This window comes from Priestia sp. JSM ZJ58, from assembly GCF_044383985.1.
GTDB lineage: Bacteria > Bacillota > Bacilli > Bacillales > Bacillaceae_H > Priestia > Priestia zanthoxyli.
On sequence record NZ_JBISEM010000009.1, the window covers coordinates 1 to 21112 of the forward strand.

At 34.1% G+C, this 21112-nt stretch carries 19 protein-coding genes, 1 rRNA gene and 1 pseudogene; 14 read left to right on the forward strand and 7 right to left on the reverse strand.

Going from position 1 to position 21112, the window contains the following annotated elements; genetic code table 11:
• Positions 1-219, reverse strand: a 16S ribosomal RNA gene (locus ACH6EI_RS26550); the annotation flags it as partial.
• A 1029-nt stretch (positions 220-1248) separates the two neighbouring features.
• Between ACH6EI_RS26550 and ACH6EI_RS26555 the strand changes: the two genes are divergently transcribed.
• From ACH6EI_RS26555 to ACH6EI_RS26570, 4 genes are all read left to right on the forward strand, one after another.
• A complete protein-coding gene (locus tag ACH6EI_RS26555) occupies positions 1249-2589 on the forward strand; it encodes an FAD-binding oxidoreductase (protein ID WP_049166408.1) in 1341 nt (446 codons plus the stop codon).
• A gap of 494 nt (positions 2590-3083) precedes the next feature.
• Positions 3084-3365 carry a hypothetical protein gene (locus ACH6EI_RS26560; protein WP_014462143.1) on the forward strand — a complete coding sequence of 94 codons (282 nt, stop codon included), beginning with the start codon at positions 3084-3086 and terminating at the stop codon, positions 3363-3365.
• Between the two features lie 72 nt (positions 3366-3437).
• A complete protein-coding gene (locus ACH6EI_RS26565) occupies positions 3438-3680 on the forward strand; it encodes a hypothetical protein (protein ID WP_014462142.1) in 243 nt (80 codons plus the stop codon).
• 208 nt (positions 3681-3888) lie between these two features.
• A complete protein-coding gene (locus ACH6EI_RS26570; protein WP_014462141.1) occupies positions 3889-4077 on the forward strand; it encodes a hypothetical protein in 189 nt (62 codons plus the stop codon).
• A 152-nt stretch (positions 4078-4229) separates the two neighbouring features.
• Here ACH6EI_RS26570 and hepT read toward each other — a convergent pair.
• Positions 4230-4633, reverse strand: a pseudogene (hepT, locus tag ACH6EI_RS26575) (type VII toxin-antitoxin system HepT family RNase toxin).
• Between the two features lie 555 nt (positions 4634-5188).
• Here hepT and ACH6EI_RS26580 point away from each other — a divergent pair.
• The 6 genes from ACH6EI_RS26580 (at position 5189) to ACH6EI_RS26605 (ending at position 11464) form a co-directional block, all read left to right on the forward strand.
• Positions 5189-6436: a S8 family peptidase gene (locus tag ACH6EI_RS26580; protein ID WP_053086232.1), complete on the forward strand. Its 1248-nt coding sequence runs from the start codon at positions 5189-5191 to the stop codon at positions 6434-6436.
• A 212-nt stretch (positions 6437-6648) separates the two neighbouring features.
• A complete protein-coding gene (locus tag ACH6EI_RS26585) occupies positions 6649-7329 on the forward strand; it encodes a DUF1796 family putative cysteine peptidase (protein WP_049166409.1) in 681 nt (226 codons plus the stop codon).
• Positions 7330-7514: 185 nt separating this feature from the next.
• Positions 7515-8165 (forward strand): DUF1796 family putative cysteine peptidase, encoded by a 651-nt coding sequence (locus ACH6EI_RS26590; protein ID WP_309301333.1) that lies wholly within the window; start codon positions 7515-7517, stop codon positions 8163-8165.
• Positions 8166-8568: 403 nt separating this feature from the next.
• Positions 8569-9660 (forward strand): non-hydrolyzing UDP-N-acetylglucosamine 2-epimerase, encoded by a 1092-nt coding sequence (wecB, locus tag ACH6EI_RS26595; RefSeq protein WP_033580837.1) that lies wholly within the window; start codon positions 8569-8571, stop codon positions 9658-9660.
• Positions 9653-10639 (forward strand): polysaccharide biosynthesis protein, encoded by a 987-nt coding sequence (locus tag ACH6EI_RS26600; protein ID WP_014462133.1) that lies wholly within the window; start codon positions 9653-9655, stop codon positions 10637-10639. The genes wecB and ACH6EI_RS26600 overlap by 8 nt, the downstream gene beginning before the upstream one ends.
• A complete protein-coding gene (locus tag ACH6EI_RS26605) occupies positions 10640-11464 on the forward strand; it encodes a dTDP-4-dehydrorhamnose reductase family protein (RefSeq protein ID WP_033580838.1) in 825 nt (274 codons plus the stop codon).
• A 204-nt stretch (positions 11465-11668) separates the two neighbouring features.
• Here the strand turns inward: ACH6EI_RS26605 and ACH6EI_RS26610 are convergent, their stop codons facing one another.
• From ACH6EI_RS26610 to ACH6EI_RS26625, 4 genes are all read right to left on the reverse strand, one after another.
• Complete coding sequence (locus ACH6EI_RS26610) at positions 11669-11857, reverse strand: SPOR domain-containing protein (protein WP_033580839.1); 189 nt, start codon at positions 11855-11857, stop codon at positions 11669-11671.
• Positions 11858-12166: 309 nt separating this feature from the next.
• A complete protein-coding gene (locus ACH6EI_RS26615; protein ID WP_033580840.1) occupies positions 12167-12790 on the reverse strand; it encodes a DUF1796 family putative cysteine peptidase in 624 nt (207 codons plus the stop codon).
• Positions 12791-12927: 137 nt separating this feature from the next.
• On the reverse strand, positions 12928-13845 hold the full coding sequence (locus tag ACH6EI_RS26620) for an NAD-dependent epimerase/dehydratase family protein (RefSeq protein ID WP_028412738.1): 918 nt from the start codon (positions 13843-13845) through the stop codon (positions 12928-12930).
• A 114-nt stretch (positions 13846-13959) separates the two neighbouring features.
• Complete coding sequence (locus ACH6EI_RS26625) at positions 13960-15183, reverse strand: glycosyltransferase family 4 protein (protein ID WP_049166411.1); 1224 nt, start codon at positions 15181-15183, stop codon at positions 13960-13962.
• A gap of 215 nt (positions 15184-15398) precedes the next feature.
• Here ACH6EI_RS26625 and ACH6EI_RS26630 point away from each other — a divergent pair, with 215 nt between their 5' ends.
• The 3 genes from ACH6EI_RS26630 (at position 15399) to ACH6EI_RS26640 (ending at position 19115) form a co-directional block, all read left to right on the forward strand.
• Complete coding sequence (locus tag ACH6EI_RS26630) at positions 15399-16289, forward strand: NAD-dependent epimerase/dehydratase family protein (RefSeq protein ID WP_014462127.1); 891 nt, start codon at positions 15399-15401, stop codon at positions 16287-16289.
• A gap of 277 nt (positions 16290-16566) precedes the next feature.
• Positions 16567-17298, forward strand: a complete 732-nt coding sequence (locus tag ACH6EI_RS26635) for a glycosyltransferase (protein WP_049166412.1) — start codon at positions 16567-16569, stop codon at positions 17296-17298.
• 572 nt (positions 17299-17870) lie between these two features.
• Positions 17871-19115, forward strand: coding sequence for a glycosyltransferase family 4 protein (locus ACH6EI_RS26640; RefSeq protein WP_049166413.1), 1245 nt, complete (start codon positions 17871-17873; stop codon positions 19113-19115).
• A 34-nt stretch (positions 19116-19149) separates the two neighbouring features.
• Here the strand turns inward: ACH6EI_RS26640 and ACH6EI_RS26645 are convergent, their stop codons facing one another.
• Positions 19150-20232, reverse strand: coding sequence for a glycosyltransferase family 4 protein (locus tag ACH6EI_RS26645; protein ID WP_014462123.1), 1083 nt, complete (start codon positions 20230-20232; stop codon positions 19150-19152).
• Positions 20233-20386: 154 nt separating this feature from the next.
• Here ACH6EI_RS26645 and ACH6EI_RS26650 point away from each other — a divergent pair, with 154 nt between their 5' ends.
• Entirely contained in the window at positions 20387-21103 is a 717-nt protein-coding gene (locus ACH6EI_RS26650; RefSeq protein WP_034327523.1) for a glycosyltransferase family 2 protein, read from the forward strand.
• The last annotated feature ends 9 nt before the right edge of the window (positions 21104-21112 follow it).

Genomic DNA, 21112 nt, shown 5'->3' on the forward strand with positions numbered 1-21112 from the left:
AAACCATCTTTCAATCATCTCCCATGAAGGAGAAGATCCTATCCGGTATTAGCTTCGGTTTCCCGAAGTTATCCCAGTCTTACAGGCAGGTTGCCCACGTGTTACTCACCCGTCCGCCGCTAACGTCATAGAAGCAAGCTTCTAATCAGTTCGCTCGACTTGCATGTATTAGGCACGCCGCCAGCGTTCATCCTGAGCCAGGATCAAACTCTCCGAAGAAATGTTTGACTTGCTCATTTAAAAAATAAAAATTAACGTTGACGTTTGTCGCTTTGTTCAGTTTTCAAAGTTCAAGCGCCGCCCTTAAGCGACTTTAATATCATAACAATCCATTAAACAAATGTCAATAACTTTTTTAAAAATCGTTATCAACGCTTTCTCTCTTAACGACGCTTTACTATTATAATTCACTTATTTTTAAAAATCAATAGTTTTTTATTTTTTATTTTAGTTGTATTTTGATCTCCTACCTGAATTGGTAACGATTATATTTCAGTTCTAAAATTTATAACTCAACCCAAAATAAGAGATTTGATGAAATAGTGTTCCATAGCTTAAACGAGACTTAATTAAGGTACCATACCCTTCAGAATATATGTTGAAACAAGAAAAAAGCAAAAAGATTAATCTTTTTGCTTTAAATTAACTATTGCTCTATTCTATAAAAAATAAAAACGATTAGTCTTTAGAAGTACAAGGTATATTAGGTACACAATTTGGAACGTCAGGTACACAGTTTGGTATCTTAGGCATACAGTTTGGCACTTTAGGTAGACAATGCGGTATCTTAGGCATACAACGTGGAACATCAGGTATACATCTTGGCATCATTTTTGTCCCTCTTTTCAATATTCATTTACTTATTATATGTATAAACCTAAGGACAAGCTTGTACGCTCGTCCAATATCATAGAAATTTTTCTAACTTAATATATTGACGCAGATAGAAATAAACTTAGTATAATTCCTTAAATCGCATAATCTTCAATTAACGTAATTCATTCAAAGAAATTAGAATCATTCAGTTCAATAATTTTTATCATGTCTAAATAGGTGCAACCTCTTTTTTTTCTTAATCCATAACCTTTCTAATAATAAAAATTTCTTTTCTAAAACATATTTATTACAAACAATACCTTTAACAACCTTGGCATATATTTTTTAGTTACTAGATAACTCACCCAAGAGTTTGTCCTATTTTCACATATACTAATATTAGAAATCTAACCTTTATTGGGAGTGAAATACATGTCAACACCGTTAACAGGACGAGTCATCTTTAAGGGAGATCCTGGCTATCAACAAGCGATTAAGAACTGGAACCCTTATGTTGATGTCTATCCTCTTGTCTTTGTTTTTGCACAAAATTCTTACGATGTCAGTAATGCTATTAAATGGGCTCAGGAAAATAAAGTACCTTTACGTGTCAGAAGCGGACGCCATGCTTTAGATAAGAACCTTTCAGTAGTAAATGGCGGAATTGTTATTGATGTAAGTGACATGAATAGAGTTTGCCTTGATAAAAAAAGTGAGATTGCAACGGTTCAAACAGGAATTCACGTGGGTCCACTTGTAAAGATGCTAGCTCGAGAAGGCTTTATGGCTCCGTTTGGAGATAGCCCCACTGTTGGAATTGGAGGAATTACGATGGGAGGAGGATTTGGAGTAGTCTCACGATCAATTGGCCTTATAAGCGATAACCTTCTTGCCCTGGAAACAGTAGATGCCAAAGGCCATATTCTTCAAGCAGACCAATCTTGCAATAAGGACTTATTTTGGGCTTCTAGAGGTGGTGGCGGTGGGAACTTTGGATATAATACCGAATACACGTTTAAAGTTCACCGTGCCCCTAAAACTGCAACCGTCTTCAATATTATTTGGCCATGGGATCAATTAGAAACAGTATTTAAAACTTGGCAAGAATGGGCACCATTTGTAGACGAACGATTAGGGTGCATACTTGAGATTTACAGCAAAGTAAATGGTTTGTGTCATGCAGAAGGGATTTTCTTAGGTTCAAAAAAAGAACTGACTAAATTGTTAAAGCCTTTACTAAATGCTGGAACCCCAACACAAACAGTTATAGAAACATTGTCCTATCCAGATGCTATAGATTTCTTAGACCCTGACGAACCAATCCCTGGCAGATCCGATCAGAGTGTTAAATTTTCATCGGCTTGGGGACTTGATCTGTGGTCCGAAGAGCCTATTTCATTTATGAAAAAGTTTTTAGAAGAAGCTACTGGTACAGAAGCCAATTTCTTTTTTATAAATTGGGGTGGTGCTCTAAGCAGAGTACCAAGTAATGAAACAGCCTTCTTTTGGCGCCGTCCATTGTTTTATACAGAATGGACATCTAGTTGGGAAAATAAATCCCAAGAAGCTTCCAATCTTGCATCAGTTGAAAAAGTACGTCAGCTAATGAAACCATATGTAAAAGGGTCCTATGTTAATGTTCCAGACCAAAATATTGAAAAGTTCGGAAAAGCATATTATGGGTCAAACTTCGCAAGACTTCGAGAAATAAAGGCTAAATATGATCCTGAAAATTTATTTCATTTCCCTCAAAGCATCCCACCATCTTGTTAATTACTCAAAATTCAATCAAGCCTCAACCTATACAACTGAATATTTAATATAGAAAGAACTATTGACGGAAAAAAGCAGCAATAGTTCTTTCTATATTTAAACCCTATATAGTATAGAAATCTCTTCAATACAATGGCCTGTATATCACACATAAAAATCTTTCACCTTAAAAAATTTATCCAAATATATGAAAAAGAGCTTTACTATTACATATAACCCCTAAACCCCCTTGGCTTTTATAACAGGCTGTTTTAGAAGTCGTAGTTTCCTTAGGAAGGAAATGTTCATCCAATTAGATCTTTTAACAATAAAAACACCCCTTGTACATTTAAATGTACTTACTCTCGTATCACAACAGCCACTAGACCTAATATGAAAGGCTCTTTTTACCAAATATAGGCTTTTTCATATTGCAGCTTGTCTACCTATGAATACACTATTAATGAGTAAAAGTGAATTTACTCACGTCTTCTCCCTAACTTATCAGAAAAGAGGTGATTGAAATAGAAAGGAATAATTCTCATCATAATAAAAAATCTAATTGCAGCTCAAAAAACAAAAAGAAAAAAAGAGAAAAAAACTGCACCTATATTAGCATTTATATTTATAACCATGCAGAAACTGGAGGACAGATTAGTGGTAACCACAGTCAAAATGCTAATCAGGGCGGTCAGGTTGCTAAACATGGGGGACAAAATGCGAACCAAGACGGTGTAATTGTTAAAGAATGTGGAAGAAGAAATAAAAATGCTAAAGTAAAAAAAGTTCAGTTTTGAAGAGAAGTGAAGAAAAAACCATTCTAATAATATCTCGCAAAATCCCTCTAAAATATAAGGGGTATAGAAAAGGTGATTAAAATACAAACATATTATATGAAGTATAATTTTAAAAATGGTATGTATTATGTAGACAAGTCCTTCCCACAAAAAAAGAAGAAAAGAAGTGTAAGTATTAATCCCCCAGCAGAAACAGCCAGTAAGAACCCTAATTCTAAAATAGCTACTCATGCTTATAACGTAGGAATGGGATTTACAAACACTGAGATAATTTCTTCAAGGATAATTGTAATAGATGGCGGTATGAAGTTTTAGCTAGCATGAAAACTCCATTATATGTAAGGACTTAAAAGAGATTTCATATAACAATTCCCTCTTAAAGTCCTTATTTTCAATCACAAAAAAAGATTAAATGAAAATGATTAAATAGTACAAGCCTTTGCTTAAAACTTACATATAATAAATTAAATATAGATTCATATGATCTGTATTTAATTTGGTATAGCAAGGGGGGACACCGCGTATGATTCCAGAGGTTTTGAGAATTCTTGATCCTGGCACACCGATTGCAAGTGTACTTTTAAGCGGTACTCAAATTAATAACGTTATTTTTTCAAGCTTCGATGAGGCAAGATCTTTAGCTTATTTCGCTACTTCAGCAGGAGTGATTGTTTTAGACGCTGAAGAAATCCAAGGTCTGCAAACAGCTTAATTATTTAAATTAGGACAAGCATTTAGTAGGGAAGCTTGAAAGTATGCTTCCCTACTGTCTAAATATATATTAGATACAACTTTAAGAGATATAACTATTCATTTAGAACAAAAACGAAGATTGTAGGCCTAAAGGTTCTAACACAAACTTAATTACATAATATGTAAGTTTCTATACACCTTATATTTACCAATGCCTTTCCAAAGCCCATAATAAAGAATTTGCTTTGTATAGGTAGTAAAATCACTTAAATGTTTGTCCAAAATTTGCTGAAGAATATCTTGATTAATGGCTTGATAATCGTGAACAGCAATATTTTTGAAACCTACCATAGCTTTCATTCTATAAACAATCTCGCTTGTAATAATAGATTGAGACTCCTACATGTCAAAAGCTTCTCTGCTCGTTTTTGGAAAACCCAAACGTTCTTCAGCTACAATGTGCATCGCTAAATCAATAAAAGCTTGGCAAGCGCGTTGTATATTTAAAATAATAGAGTCCTGTTTCGTATAATCCAGTAAGTTTTGGAAATTTTGCTGGTATACGTGTAGGACATATTGCATGTTTCAATCACATTTATTTTATTTAAAATGATATCATTTTAAATAAATACTCCCAGTCTCATCTACTTTCTGCAGTACACCTTTGCACACACCTTTAAAGCCTTCATTTGCTCATTCATACGCAGCGTGTCATCATCTGAATAAATAACAATGCCTGTCGTATAATTTTGGCTAATGGCTTTTCTCATACACAAAATGACGTAGAACAACCTGTAGGAAATCAGGGCATTAAAGAAGGCAAAATTGCAGATTTAGAACACGTTTCTGGACCTTTAGATGACGATGACCTCGAAGAATTTAGCGATTTTTAAAGACTAAGCCACTAGATATACTAGTGGCTTTCTTTCTAATTACAAATTTGGTGCTTTAAAGCGAGACATAACACTCATTATCTAAAGATAAATTAGTAATATGACAGATAGGATAACTTTTCACTTTTAATAACTCTCTTAAAATACACAATTATTTGTTTAAATAAAGACTCTGTCCAAGCCCTTTTAATGCATCGTGAATACTCTATAAAGAGTGCGATTTCTAGGAGGGAACAAATGCTTCATTTATTAACTACTACTTTATCAGTTTCTGTTGTTATCCTGTTGTTTTATGCAGTGAAATATATTATTAAGATTTTAAAACAACAATCAGTCAAAAACCTAAAAACCATTCCAATAAAAAAGGCATCACCACTATTTAAGCGCCGTATCAACGCTAGTACTAAGGAATTTAAAGCTGATGATTTTCAGAACTCAAACCAAATCATTGTAAAGTTCAAAAAGAATGTGTGCTTTGAAAAACAAGTAAATATTCATCGTAAGAATAAATGTACACTGATATATCACAACAAAGATCTTGATTTTCAGGTCTTACATTCTAAAAAAAAGATTAATGACTTAATTAAACGCTATAGTGAATTAACTGAAGTAGAATACGCAGAACCAGATTATACATTTAAAGCTTCATATACCCCGAATGACCCCTTTTTTCCTTATCAATATGGTCCTCAGAAGGTACAAGCCCCAGATGCTTGGGATGTTACTACTAGTAATGGAAATATAAAAATTGCTATTGTAGACACGGGAATTCAGTTAAATCACCCTGAACTATCTATTAAGCTTTGGCCTGGCTATAATTTTGTAGATGGAAATCTAGTTCCTAACGACGGTAATGGACACGGAACTCACGTAGCAGGCATAGCTGCAGCCCTTACAGAGAATGGTTTAGGCATTGCAGGAATGGCTCCGTCAGCATCAATAATACCCGTTCGTGCTCTTGACAACAGTGGAAATGGTCTATTGAGTAACATTGCAAATGCAATTACCTATTCAACAAATGCAGGAGCAAAAGTTATTAATTTGAGCCTAGGTTCAACTCAAAGTTCAATCACTTTAGAGAATGCCGTGAATTACGCTTGGAGCCAAGGAGTAGTAGTTATAGCTGCAGCCGGAAACGAAGCTTCTAGTACCCCAACATACCCAGCTGCTTATCAAAATGTAATCGCTGTGGCCTCTACAGATAGCAATGATCAAAAATCTGATTTTTCCAATTTTGGCACTTGGGTAGATGTTGCTGCTCCAGGTTCAACAATTTTGTCTACTTATATAGGCAGCTATTACGCATATCTAAGCGGTACTTCTATGGCTGCCCCTCATGTTTCAGGACTTGCAGCCTTGTTAGCAGCTCAGGGAAAAACCAATCTCCAAATTAGAAATACTATTCAATCCACGTGCGATGTAGTACCAGGTACAGGATTATACTGGACTTATGGAAGAATTAATGCAAATCGAGCAGTTCGCTAGCATTAAACTTTAAAGAATTCATCTATTGCGGGTGTTAACAATTTTATTTAACACAGGTCTATAAAGGGTATAAAAAGCGCTGAAACCCCGATTATCAGTGCTTTTTATATTATAAGAGCAACTTACTGAATAACCATGTACATGTATGTCTTCTAAGTAAATCTACCAATCAAATATGTGTATATAAAAATTTAAATAATAGGAGAATTAATGTGAATTTACAGGATGTTAAAGGGCAATATGATTTAATCATTAGCTTAGGTAGTGCTTGTAATCCTGCACTACAACTGAATCGATTAAATTTGAGAAGTTTTACCTCAAGTCCACTTGACTGGAGCTATTCTCCGTATCTTTCAGATGTAAATAGACTACTTCAGAATAAGTTTAATGGATTTATGCAGATTGAGAATATGAGTTTAGTAGATGACAGCGGAGATTATGTATATTTTAATGATAAAATGCTTAGATTTCCTCATCAAAATCTATATAAATCAACTAAATCTTATATTATACAGGACACTTATTACAATATCTTCTCAGCTCATGATTTTGCTATAGTGCCTAATAAAGATTGGACCGATATGTATCCAAAATTCAAAAAAAACCTTGATTACAGAGTTAACAGGTTTATGAAAAAGATGATGAGCAGTAAATCAATTTTGTTTATAAGGTGGGGAGCTAAATATGAGGAAGCAACTGAATTACAAAAAATCTTATCCTCTCTTACAAAAGCGCAGATTAGAATACTTATCCTTAATCCCGTAGACGGTATACAGACTCCTACCGAAGTTGACTGGGAAATCAATAATGTATGTATGGTCAATGTACCACTCGATCCAAATAATGTTTTGACTTGGGACTATGTTCTAGATGGAATATTACTACGTCACTAAATGGACGTTATGTAAAAATCTCTCCCGTTTAGCCTCAGTGTCTTTTTAACTAACACTTTCTTATAAAGATATAGTCACTTTGTCCAATCAAATGTACAAGGTTTAGCATTTACTATAATAGAATTGCTAAATACAAAGGGATGATTATATTGAATTTACAGGATATTAAAGGATCTTATGACTTAATGCTAGGGCTAGGTAGTTGGTGTGGTCCCTCCCTTAATTTAAGAAGGCATAATTGGAGAAGGTTTTCATTCCCTTTAGACTGGATGATATCTAATTCAATTGCTGATGTCACTAGGTTGTTAAGAAATAGATTTAGTGGATTTATGGACCTCCAAAATCTGCAGCGAACTGATGGGTATGCTCATTTTCTTGATGACGGAGTCGCAATTTTCCCTGAAGAAGGTGGAACAGAACCAGTTAATGCTCATTTTATTCACGACATGCATTATAACATTATTTCTGTTCATGATTTCCCTATCATTCCAAATGTAGACTGGACTGTAATGTATCCTTCTTATAAAGAAAAGCTTAATCAACGTATCACGAGATTTTTTGAAAAAATTGGGAATAGCCCCTCTGTTTTATTTATTAGATGGGGAGCAGCTACTCCAGAAGAAGCGATAGAATTAAAGACCACATTATCAGAATTAGTAAACGGTTCATTTAATATACTACTACTTCAACCTCTAGATGGATTAAAAGGCGTAATAGATATGAACTGGACGATTGATGGAATTTGTTCAGTTCAAGTACCTCTAGACAACCCAAATGATGAAGCTGTTTGGGACTATGTACTGAGTGGATTAAGTATAACTAATTTTTGGGCGTAATTCCCACAACTATTTTCATACAATTTTATGTAATAAGAATAAAATTAAGCACCAAAGACCTTGTTTCTTTTTAAAAAGGAAGCAAGGTCTTTTCTGATTTTCAACCCCCTGTATTTACTCTTTAAATATTCGTACTTGACGGCCTAAAATATAAGATTTTAGCCCCTAGAAGAGAACTTACAGAGAAAGATTTAAACATTGAACCACAAAAAAGCAGCCATCATTCTTATTAATTTAAAGAGGAAGGCTTATTATTTTAGACTTATCACTTTTTATTGGGAAGATTAATAGATTAGCCTATAGCAAGAAAAAAGGAAAAGCATATTTTAATAAATAAGGGGCCGAATGCGAATTAGGAGAGGGTAATTATGCTTATAAATAAGGTGAATAGGGTGTGTAAAGAATGAAAGTTATGACTATTTTGGGTACAAGGCCCGAAATTATACGTTTAAGCCTCATTATTAAAAAGTTAGATGAGTATGCTTCACAGCACGTTTTAGTGCATACAGGACAAAATTTCACTCCTTCATTAAGTGAGGTATTTTTTCAAGAGTTAAACATACGCAAACCAGACTATATATTGGCTAATCAGCAGCTCTCATTAGGTGAACAGTTATCGAAGATGTATAAAGAGCTCGAACAGCTATTTTTAAAAGAAAAGCCGGACAAAGTTTTAATATTAGGCGATACTAATAGTGGTTTAAGCGCAATTCTAGCAGAAAGAATGGGTATATCAGTCATTCATATGGAGGCTGGAAACCGTTGTTTTGATTTAGAAGTGCCAGAAGAAAAAAACCGCCGGATTATCGATGCAATCTCAAGCTTCAATCTACCCTATACTCCTCAAAGTAAAGAAAATTTAATTAAAGAAGGTATCCCCTCAAATCGTATTATTACTTCTGGAAATCCAATTAACGAAGTTTTAAAACATTATGAACCTGCTATAAAAAAAAGCAGCATTCTTGAGAAACTGTCCTTAAAAGAAAATGACTACTTTCTGGTTACAGCCCATCGTGCGGAAAATGTAGATCATGAAGATCGACTGTTGGAAATCATGAAAGGCATCAATATGGTAGCTGAGTTTTACCAAAAGAGAATAATATGTAGTATTCATCCTCGTACTAAATCTCGAATAGAAAATATTTCACTGCTAGAAGTCCATCCGTTAGTAGAATTTCATGAGCCTTTTGGTTTTTTCGATTTCGTAAATTTAGAAAAAAATGCTTTTTGTGTCTTAACAGACAGCGGAACAGTTCAAGAAGAATGCTGTTTGTTTTATGTTCCTACGGTAACTATTCGTAAAACAACTGAAAGACCAGAAACCATTCAATGTGGAAGTAACATGCTGTCAGGAATAGATGCTAACCAAATCTTGACTTGTGTTCATGTAATGGTGAACCAATTAAAAAATTGGTATTACCCTGAAGGATATGGTGATGTAAATGTTTCAGACAAGGTAATTAAAGTTGTACTAGGAGGAATGAAAGGTGTTTAATAATAAGACAATTTTAGTAACAGGTGGCACAGGTTCTTGGGGATATGAACTTGTTAAGCAACTACTAACACATAACCCTAAAGAAATACGTATTTTTTCGAGGAATGAATCAAATCAATTTACCATGAAACAAGAATTTGATAACCATCCTAAATTGAATTTTATTATTGGAGACATTAAAGAAAGAGAAGCGCTAATTGAAGCATGCCAAGGCGTCAATTATATTTTTCACTTAGCTGCTTTAAAACATGTTCCGGTATGTGAAGATCAACCAATTGAAGCCTTAAAAACCAACGTACATGGTACTCAAAATGTAATAGACGCTGCAATAAGCTGTGATGTAGATAGAGTCGTTTATATCTCCACTGATAAAGCGTCAAATCCAGCTAATTTTTATGGTTTATCTAAAGCAATGGGAGAAAGATTAATCATTCACGCTAACACATTAAATACTAAAACTAAATTTGTTTGTATACGTGGCGGAAATGTGTTAGGAACTAACGGAAGCGTTATTCATGTATTCAAGAAACAGATTCAAGAAAAAGGAAAAATCGGTATTACTGATCCTGGGATGACTCGTTTCTTCTTGACATTAGAGGATGCAATAAAGCTAGTTTTCAAAGCCACATTTGAAAGTCTAGGTGGAGAAATTTTTGTCATGAAAATGCCCACTTGTCGGATTATTGACTTAGCTAATGTGTTAATAGAAGCTTCTGGAAAAGAAAAGGTTGAAGTTGAGATATTAGGTGTAAGACCTGGAGAGAAAATTCACGAGCTTCTGTTATCTGAATACGAAAGTGCAACAACTGTTACTTACGACGACGAGTATTATGTTATCCTACCTCCAATTCATATTGAAGGTTTAAAAGAACATTATTTAAATTATGCTCAAGTAAATCTAGAAAAATATGATTCAAGTAAACAAGTAATTAGTAAAGAAGAAATTAGAGAGATGTTGCTGAAAGGCGGGTTTATTTAAATGAAAGTACTAATTCTTGGTGGAAAAGGAATGGCAGGTCATGTAATCACTAGATATTTCATACAGCATACAAACCATGATGTTTTCTGTACATCAAGAGACCCTAAGGATAAAAAGGCTATTTACTTGGACGTAACTAACTTTAAACATGTTGAGGAGACCATAGAATCTATTAAGCCAGACGTCCTTATTAACTGTATTGGAATTTTAAATGAACACGCTAGCCATAATCCAATGCATGCTTTTCAAGTAAATAGCCTACTTCCACATCAGTTAGCTAAATTTGTTGAACGGCATCAAGGAAAATTAATTCATATTAGTACAGATTGTGTGTTTTCAGGAAAAAAAGGAGATTATACAGAAAACGATGTTCCAGACGGTACCTCTGTATATGCTCAGTCTAAACAGCTAGGTGAAATTATTGACGAAAAACATTTAACAATCCGCACTTCTATAATAGGACCCGAGTTAAAGAAGGATGGCATTGGTTTATTCCTATGGTTTATGACACAAAAGGGCTCAATTAAAGGGTATAAAAAGGCACTGTGGAATGGAGTAACAACGTTAGAATTAGCTAAAGCAATTAATTTCTTCTTAGAAAATAATACTTGCGGACTCTATCATTTGCACTCACCGAAAAAAATATCAAAGTTTGCATTACTAGAATTGATTAAAGATATCTTTAAAAAAGATGATGTCAAAATTATTCCTAATGAGGATGTAATATTAGATCGTACTATTATTAGTACTCGAACAGATCTTTGTTATCCAACTCCTAGTTACCAGCAGATGTTAATGGAGCTCAAAGAGTGGATGTCAAAATAACTAGTACTCACCATATGTAAGAAAAACATGATAAGATGGGAAACACTAAAAATGATTTCTCTCATACTAGCTTATGATAAACAGATAATAAAATTCATTGTATACTTCTACAAGAATAAGAATAGACAGCTAGACTATTTCTATAAAAATAGTTTAGCTGTCTATTCTTATTCTAATTTATAGTACAATGAAAATAAAGTTACATTAGAGATTAGACTCAGCTTTTTCAACGTGCTCAGGTATCACGTATACAGTAAGACCGTAGCGTTCTTTTATTTCCTTTGCAACTTGTTCTGCTATAATCTTATCAATAAATGCTCCTGTTATAATTCGATAACGTTGCTTTCCAGTTATATCGTATCCTTGTTGCAACTCTATTTGCTTATAATCCATACCCTTTCCCCCTTATCTGGTTAACAAATTAATTTTTTTAACATTGACTTTTATATAGGCACCTCGAAAAGCACCTTAACATTAGCAAGGAAAAGTTTTTTGCACTGCATCTATTTCAATTAATACAACTTGTCCATTAGTATTGTATAGAGGTTATATGTATAGAAAATATTAAATAAGCTTCAAGAGGCAAGTGAGTACATACACCAAGTAAGTATGATGGAAGTTTTCTTCCCATTCAAATCTCCTAAGGATATCATTTGAAAAACATAACCTTTTATAAATACATTAAAGGGAGAGCTAACGTACTTATAAAAGGGAAACACCATCAAGTATCCTTTTCCAATAATGATTATTAGCGTTCCATTTATCTTGATTGGGTAATTCAATAGCACAAACTTTATTTAGCGACCATTCTTTTTCAACTAAATCATTCACATCCGTATGATTAATAATCAGAATGCTAAAGTCACTTTCAATCATAGTAGATAAAATGCTCTCAAGCTCTGCAGCTTCTTCACTATTAGCTTCCGTTCTAATAAACAGAATACGCTGGCCAGTAGATAAATTCTCTAAAAACCGTTGAATTCTTCTATCGTACTTCTCTTTAACCTCCCCGTATCCTCCTAAGTGAGAAAGTGTATTTTTATCAGTCTTAAAATCGTGGTTAAACCCTATATTATAAATTTCATCCCACACTAATAAATCCCAATCAGATACGTACTGGATTATCCTTAAATTATCCGGGTTTAAAAAGTCAGCAAACTGATTTTTCAAAAGCATGTTTACCTTTTTCAAATCCGGTGAGGATACCCAATCTAAAATCCCCGCAAAGTTTCTTAAGTTATTGTCTCTCAGTTGAAGAGATGTCAAACATAAATCGCCTAAACTAAAAATGGCGCTATATGCCCCTTTTAAATCTTCTAGTTTCATATGGGTTGCTCCTTAAAGGGTCTTATTGTACAAGGCTATACAATATTAAATGCAGGCCTATCCTAAAATGTTAGGGCTAATGAGCATATAGTTAATAAAATAGACAACTAGTTAAGAAATGTAGAAAAGCTTAAATACTAAGCTTTTTTTCTAGAGAAAGTATATGTTTCCTTTAACCCCTCTAAAACAGATACTCTTGAAGACCATTCTAATAGCTTTTGTGCTTTCTCACTGTCGAGACAACTATGTTTGATATCCCCAGGTCTCCCTTCTGTATAAACAACATCAATATTAGAACCATGAATATACTCAAGGTTTTTTAATAAATCGTTCACTGAAGTTTTCTTTGTAGTACTGGCGTGAACAACCTCTTGGTTCCCTTTTTTAATTGCTGCAATATTAGCTTGAACAATATCTTTTACATATATAAAATCACGTGTCTGTTCCCCATCACCATGAATATTAAAGGAAAGCCCTTTGCTCAACCTTTCTAAAAAAACTGCTACTACTCCGCCTTCTCCTTTTGGCGTTTGCCGTGGTCCATATACATTTCCGTATCGAAGAATTGTATATGGTAAATTATACAAGTAATGAAATAGACGTATATACGATTCAGCAGCTAGTTTCGACAGACCGTAATAAGAAGCTGGCACAGTTGCATCTTGTTCAGTAATTAAGTCCTTTTGTAGATTTCCATATACAGCTGAAGTAGAGGCAAATATAAACTTACCTACCGAAGCATCTCTACAGGCTTCCAGCAAATTTATAGTTCCTTTTATGTTCACATCTGCGTCATATTGAGGCGATTGGATAGATCGTGAAACATCTGCCTGAGCAGCTAAGTGAAAGACTACGTCAGGCTTTTCATCTAGAATGATTTGTTTGGCTTGATCACTACATATATCTTCTATATGAAAAGTAGCAAGAGGGTGTATATTATCATACTTTCCAGAAATTAAGTTATCAATTATGTGGACATTAAAGCCTTGTCTAATGAGCTCTTCTACAAGATGGGAACCAATAAATCCCGCCCCACCAGTTACTACAGCCTTCATATACTATTCTCTCCTCTTTAAAGTTTTAATAGTATATGTCACCTATAGGGCTCCTGTATAAGCTACCTACCCAATCATTTCCAAAAAAGACATTTAGCTTCCTTTTCGATATATTTACATTTCACTCTTATGTGAAAGCACCTCTTTATAAACATCTAGAACTTTTTGAACTGCATCTTTCTGATCCCAATGTTTTAAAGCCCATTCTTGTGCATTGGCTCCTAACATGCCTCTATATGCTGGATCTATTAGCAAATTATAAAGGTTTTCACATAACGATGTGGCATCACCTGCCTGGAAAATTAAACCTGTAGATCCATGCTGAACCATTTCGGGTAATCCCCCTGCGTCACTTACTATTACTGGTTTTTTAGCAATCTGAGCTTCAATAACTGATAAAGGTTGATTCTCTATAAGACTTGGCAAAACAAAAATGTTAGCAAGAGAGAGTAAAGAAGGCACATCGTTTCTATTACCTAAAAATAAAACCCTCTTACCTAAACCGAGCGCTCTACTCTGAGCCTTCAACTCAGCTTTTTGATCTCCATCTCCAACGATCCAGCAGACCCAGCCTTTCTTAATTTTTTTGAGTTCACTGAGAGCCTCTAATAGATGATGAATACCTTTAATTTCAGCTAATCTCCCTGTATAAATAATTACTTGTTGACCAACTGGTGGATGAACATTAGATGGTGTTTGCATTCGCTTTAAAAAAGAATCTATATCATATCCGTAATGAAACACTTTAAGTTGATGCTCATTAACCCTAAATTCCTGAATTAAAATTTCCTTTAACCAATGATTTGCAACTATAGTACAATCAGCAGCCATAGCACCTGTATGTTCAAGTTCATTAAAATATTTAGTAGCTATATCAGCTGTAGGAGCCTTCAGAATGTCTTTGATGTAGCGATTTAACTCGTGAGCAACACAACCATGTATAGTTGCTACCACCGGCGTTTTTACACTCTTTAAGGAACGAATACACGCAGTTGCTACAACGTCTTGTGTGTGAATTAAATCATATTGGTTGATATTTAAACGAGAAACACCTCTTGTATAACCAATACGTTCTTTTTCATAAAATTTCACTACTGGATCTTTATATAGAATAGGAGTATTTTTCTCATGTTGTTCCAATTCTTCTACTAATAATAGTTCATCTTTAATTACCTCTATATTTTTATTAACAATATGAACTGATTTATTTCCAAGTCCATGTCCAAGTAAATCTACTTCATGACCCAACCCTTCAAGCTCTTGCTTTAATTGCTGCATATAATTCCAAACTCCACCTACATGGGGAACTTCCCAGAATGTAGCAAGCAGTATTTTCATTATGTTCTCTCCTCTTCCCGTAGCATTCACGTTCTAAAAGTCTCTCTATATAGGTATTCATGGAATTTGTTAATGCTATAGACCTCTGCCTGTATTTTCACTCTATGTTTTAGGATCGTGTCTTGTTGAGCATTAGATGAAATATTTAGCTTTTTAAGCATACATCTATAATAAGTTTTATTTATTAGATTATTATTCAGAGTGGGGTGTCGTGATTGGATAAGAAACCTACGTTACTAATTACCGGTGCTAGTGGATTTACTGGACTTCACGCATGTGATTATTTTTCAAGATTAGAGTTTGACGTCATAGCTATCACAAACATGAATTCATTTTCTAATAAGCAAATTAAACGCAGAACATGCAATCTATCTAATAATGAGTCGGTAAAGGAGTTAATTTCAATAACCAAGCCGGACTACCTCCTTCATTTGGCAGGTCAAAACGCTGTGGGATTATCCTGGGATAATCCCATTCAATCTCTAGAAGTAAATGCAATGGCTACAGCATACTTACTTGATGCTCTTAGAAAAGAGATGCCTTCTTGTAAAGCTGTTATTGTAGGTTCTGCTCTTCAGTTTGATCCAACGGTTCCAGCCACGTTTAATCACCCCTATGGTCTGAGTAAGACCATTCAAACCCTCATTTCGCAATTTTGGTCAAATCAATACAATATGAATGTTGTTGTCGCTAAACCATCAAATCTTATAGGTCCTGGCTTCTCTAAAGGAGTTTGTTCCATTTTCGCTAAAAAAATTATAGCTATGGAGAAAGAAGAGGGGGAAAAGTATCTGAGGGTGAGTAACTTAAATAATCGTTTTGACTTCTTAGACGTACGAGATGCTGTTAGAGCTTATGATTTTCTGCTCAGAAAAGGAGAAAATGGACGTTCATACAATGTCTCTTCTGGAAAAAGTAATTCTTTACAAGATATTATAAATATTTTCAAAAAGATAACTCCTATTAAATTTCAAGTGAAAGTGGATGATAAAAGTCCTTTAAATAATTTTGTTACTTCAAACCCTACAGCACTAACTGACTTGGGTTGGCAACCAACTACGACATTAGAATCTTCTATCCGGGACATTATTGACTTTTATCGTTAGAGATTCTTTCTGTCATTATAATTACCTATTCACCTTTATGGAAAATCAGAGTTTAGGTGCGTAGAAATAGCAATTCTCTTATAAAATCAGGTTTTTTATATGAATGAAGTTTCTGCGAAAGCATGTCACTTAAGAAGGTTTATGCATATTCTAATCAAGAGTGTGATTTCATTAATGAACTTAGAACTATCATCTCCACCTTTTATCCACCTACAAAAGTCATAATTTAGACTACGTTTCACTTATGCTATGAAAATTTTTTTTCGGAGGGGAAACAATGGGTCCAAAAGTATCAATAATTATTCCTTTTTACAACTGTGCCTTTGTCGATCAAGCAATCAAAAGTGCCTTAAACCAAACTTATGAAAATGTTGAAGTAATTGTGGTAGACGATGGTTCTACATCCCACACTGCGAAGATAGAATCCTTTAAAGATAAAATTGTTTATATAAGAAAAGAAAATGGCGGGACGGCTACTGCAATAAATACTGGTTTATTCACTGCTACAGGAGAGTATATAGCCTGGCTAAGCTCGGATGATTATTTTGTTCCTGAAAAGATTTCTAAACAACTAAACTTTATGAAGCAAAGGCACATAGATGCCAGCTTCACTAACTTTGACTATATTAATAAAGATAACCAAGTTTTAATACCTTGGTGCTGTAAACGTTTTTCTAATTTAGAAGAAGTGTATAATGCCTACTTAACTTATAATGCTATAAATGGATGTACCATTCTTATAAAAAAGAAGATCTTTGATGAAATTGGGATTTTCTCTCCGGATTTTCGTTATACTCATGATTATGAGATGTGGTTTCGTATGCTTGTCAATGGCTATGAAATCCATTATTATGATGAAGCACTCACAAAATTTCGTTCTCATGAAAAATCAGGCACCAGTAGATACCAAAATGAGATGAGAGAAGAAATGAAAACTATCGAGTTTCATTACCGCCCTCTGCTGCAAAAATATATAAGTAAATCACAATCAAATCCTTCACAAGATTAGGTGAGTTTATCCTTCTATGATTACTCCTTACACCCTCCTATTTAGTCTTCATTACAAGTATTTCCACTCGTTACTTTCATTTAATAAATGAAACGTATTATTAGGACACAAGTTTATCTTTCACTCTAAAAACTTTACATGGAAATGTGTAAAGTTTATTACATACAAATCTGTATGGAAACTTTAATAAACAAACTTTGTAAAAAATAATTTACAAAAATTGTTATTATATTTATCTACTATCAGCGTGCACTCGTCCGTGCCAATTAAAAATTTTGGACATATTATATAGATAGGAATTTGCAAAATAATAAAAAATTTAAGCATATATCAATTTTGAGAAAAGAAGGGACATACATGAAGAATAATAAGGATTCGTTATTTGATGAAAATCTAATTGAGTTTTTAAATGAAGTAAAAACTAATTTACCTACCAATTATAAGATACCTGATCCTGGGGTTGTAAGTATAATTCTTTCTCATACTCAATGAGGTGCTTTAGGCGTTGAAAATTCTTATTCTTCTCCTCTTACTATTGAATAGAGAGAAAATAATTAAAGGATGATTATAAAATGAAGATTTTATTAGTTTCCTATTACCCACTCCCCTATACCGGAGGCGTTTGGACATTTGTATCATCACTCCAACAGTCACTGAAAGAGTCAGGTCATACAGTTCATATCCTTAGCCAGACCCCTGATTTAAATAAATATCGAATCATTGGACAAAAACCAGAAATAGATATTGCTGTTCTTTCTCCCTATATTGAAGAAAAATTGCTTACTGAGCTTCCTTCACTTCCAATGAAGAGTTGGATATACAACACTGAATTATTTCGTTATAGCTTAGAGCTTTCCGCAGCATATTACAACCTTCAGCAATATGACCTTATACATGCGCTAGATGTCACAGCAGCAAACGCTATAAATCGAGTTAAACCTTCTCATATTCCACTTGTTACTAGTGCTCTTGGAAATTTATCACGTGATATCTTTTTCACACTCAAAACCATGCACCCTCATAAAACAGACGAACAAATAGAAGCTACATTTGAATATCAATATCACCAGGTGATTGAGAAGTTAGGATATCAAGCCAGTGATTTCATTCATAGTCCAACCGAATGGATGTCTCGTAATGTTGTAGATAATTTTTCTATTCCTTCAGACAAAATTGTTACCTTTCCATATGGAATTAGTAATCAACAGTTCCTTGGGGATGCCATGGAGAAGCCACTTATCGGACCCAAGCAGAGTAAAAAAATTATCCTTTATATGGGAAGGCTTGTCTATTTAAAAGGCATTCATCACCTCCTAGATGCCCTTGCTCTCTTAAAAGAAGGTAGACAGGATTGGGAATGCTGGATACTGGGGGAAGGCGAAATTAAAGGGGAATTAGAAAAACAATGCACAAACTTAGATCTAAAAGATAAAGTTAGATTTTTAGGTGCCTCGAATAATGTTCTTCATTTCCTTAGAGAAGCCGATATCTTTGTTCACCCTAGTATTCACGATACTCAGCCTTATTCTGTTATGGAAGCCCAGCTTGCAGGCCTTCCTGTTCTTATTAGCAATACAGCTGGATTACCTGAAATGATTGAAGTGGGAAGGAGCGGGCTAGTCTCTTCTGTAGGAAATATTTATGAACTGTATGAGCAATTAAAGTATTTGCTTGCAAATGATTTACTTCGAAACCAGCTAGCTTCTTGTACAAAAGAGTGGGCTCAAGATAAATGGGACCTTAACAAAATGGTTACTAATTTTTTGTCGCTTTACGAACAAGCAGAAAAACTTAACACAGAAAATCAAGAAAAATAAAATACCAGATACTAGAAAATATCTGGTATTTTATTTACTTACTGAGGTTTAGTCCCAGTGATTGAATCATTGAAATAAAATTCACACAGTATAAATCTGGGTTGAAATTTACTTTTACGTGCTCAAAAGCATCTTTACGTATCTTTTCTCTTAACTGAGAATCCGTCATTAACTCCTTTGCCTCTTTAACAGCTTCGGTAACGTCACCTAATGTATAGTATTTCCCCGTTTTATTATGAATAATTGAGCTTCTTACGCCATCGGAGTCAGTGGTTAAAACCGGACATTTACAACTCATCGCTTCAAGAAGAGAATATGGGGCTCCTTCTACCTTTGAAGTAGAGCATAAAAACCCGCCTGATTCCCCTATCATGGAAAAATAAACGGCCATTTGATCATTCGGAACGTTTGCATGAAGAAAAAGATGTTTTTCTAAATCTAACTGTTTAATTAATTTTTCAAATTGACCTCTTTCCTTAGCTTCGCTTAGAGTAGGGTCTTCAAACATATGTAATCGTATGTTTGAATTGTGATTATGGATTAATTCGCTACCGATTTTTAAGAACTCTCTCCAATTTTTGTTATCTTCGATTCGCCCAATCCATGCGACGTTAGGCTGATGACTAGTAGGTACAGCTTTATAGGAGAACTGATTAGTATCAAAACAATTGTTGAAACTAAACTTTGGAAATGAGGGGTAGAGTTCATCTAGTAATTGCACGATATGAGGAGTCTTGGGATTAAGAAATCCTGAAGCATAGTTAGTGACAAGAGGTATAGCATCTGTAAGAGCAGATTTTGCTGTACTTTTTGGGCCGTACCCTTGTATTTCAATAATCATTTTCCCTTGATATCCAAGCGATCTAAACCGAGGAAGAGCTTGAAAATCTGAGACAATGACAATGAGACTATAATCTCCTTCATCAAGTATTTTTTTAATTTCATGGTCTTCATTCGTTACAAACGTTTGGGTCCCATGGTCATTTATGCTTTTCTTTCTATTTTCATAATAAAGGCAATGAGCATTAATGTTGTACTTTTTAAGGGCTTTACACCTTTGACGATTTAACGTTTCTACTCCTCCACTTGGAACATAAAACACGAATAATACATTCATTTTCCCTCTCCACCTTTACGTGTAGAATTAATAAACTTCTATTTCATATGTAAACCGTGTTACATATGTTAATAAATGCGATGTAAATTTAAAAATTGTTATTTTCCCTAAAAACATAATCACAGATTTTTAATTCTTGAAAGGAGAAGTGAATATGTCAAAAGTATCTATTGTTGTGCCATTCTTTAATTGCTCTTATATCGATCATGCACTAGATAGTTTAACTAAACAGACCTACACCAATATTGAAATTATAGTAGTAAATGATGGATCTACTAAGCATACGGATAAAATCCTTCCCTATTTAGATAAAATCATCTATATTACAAAAGAAAATGGTGGCACAGCGAGTGCTTTAAATGTAGGAATTCAGCAAGCAACAGGTGATTATATATGTTGGCTTAGTTCTGATGATATTTATGATCATCATAAAATCGCCATACAACTAGAATCGATGAAAACTCATAATGCCTTTTTTAGTCACACAAATTACTACGCCATCAATTATAGAGGACGAATTATTAGTCCGCCTTTAGGTATTCAGACGTTAAATAAATTAGATCTTATCACTAGAATAAGCAAAGGAAATATTATTAACGGCTGCTCAATTATGATTCACAAAAGTGTGTTTGACCATGTGGGTCTTTTTGACGAGACACTTCTTTATACTCATGACTATGACTTATGGTTACGAATCATTCAAATATTCGATTTACAATACATCCCTCAGCCCCTTTTGTTATCAAGGATACATGAAAATATGGGGAGCAAAAAATATGCTTCTTTTATAAAAGAAGAAAACAAAATTGTAATTAATCGTCATAAACACGTAATGGAACAGCTAGCGTTAAAATATAAAGAACACTCTTAATTACTATTT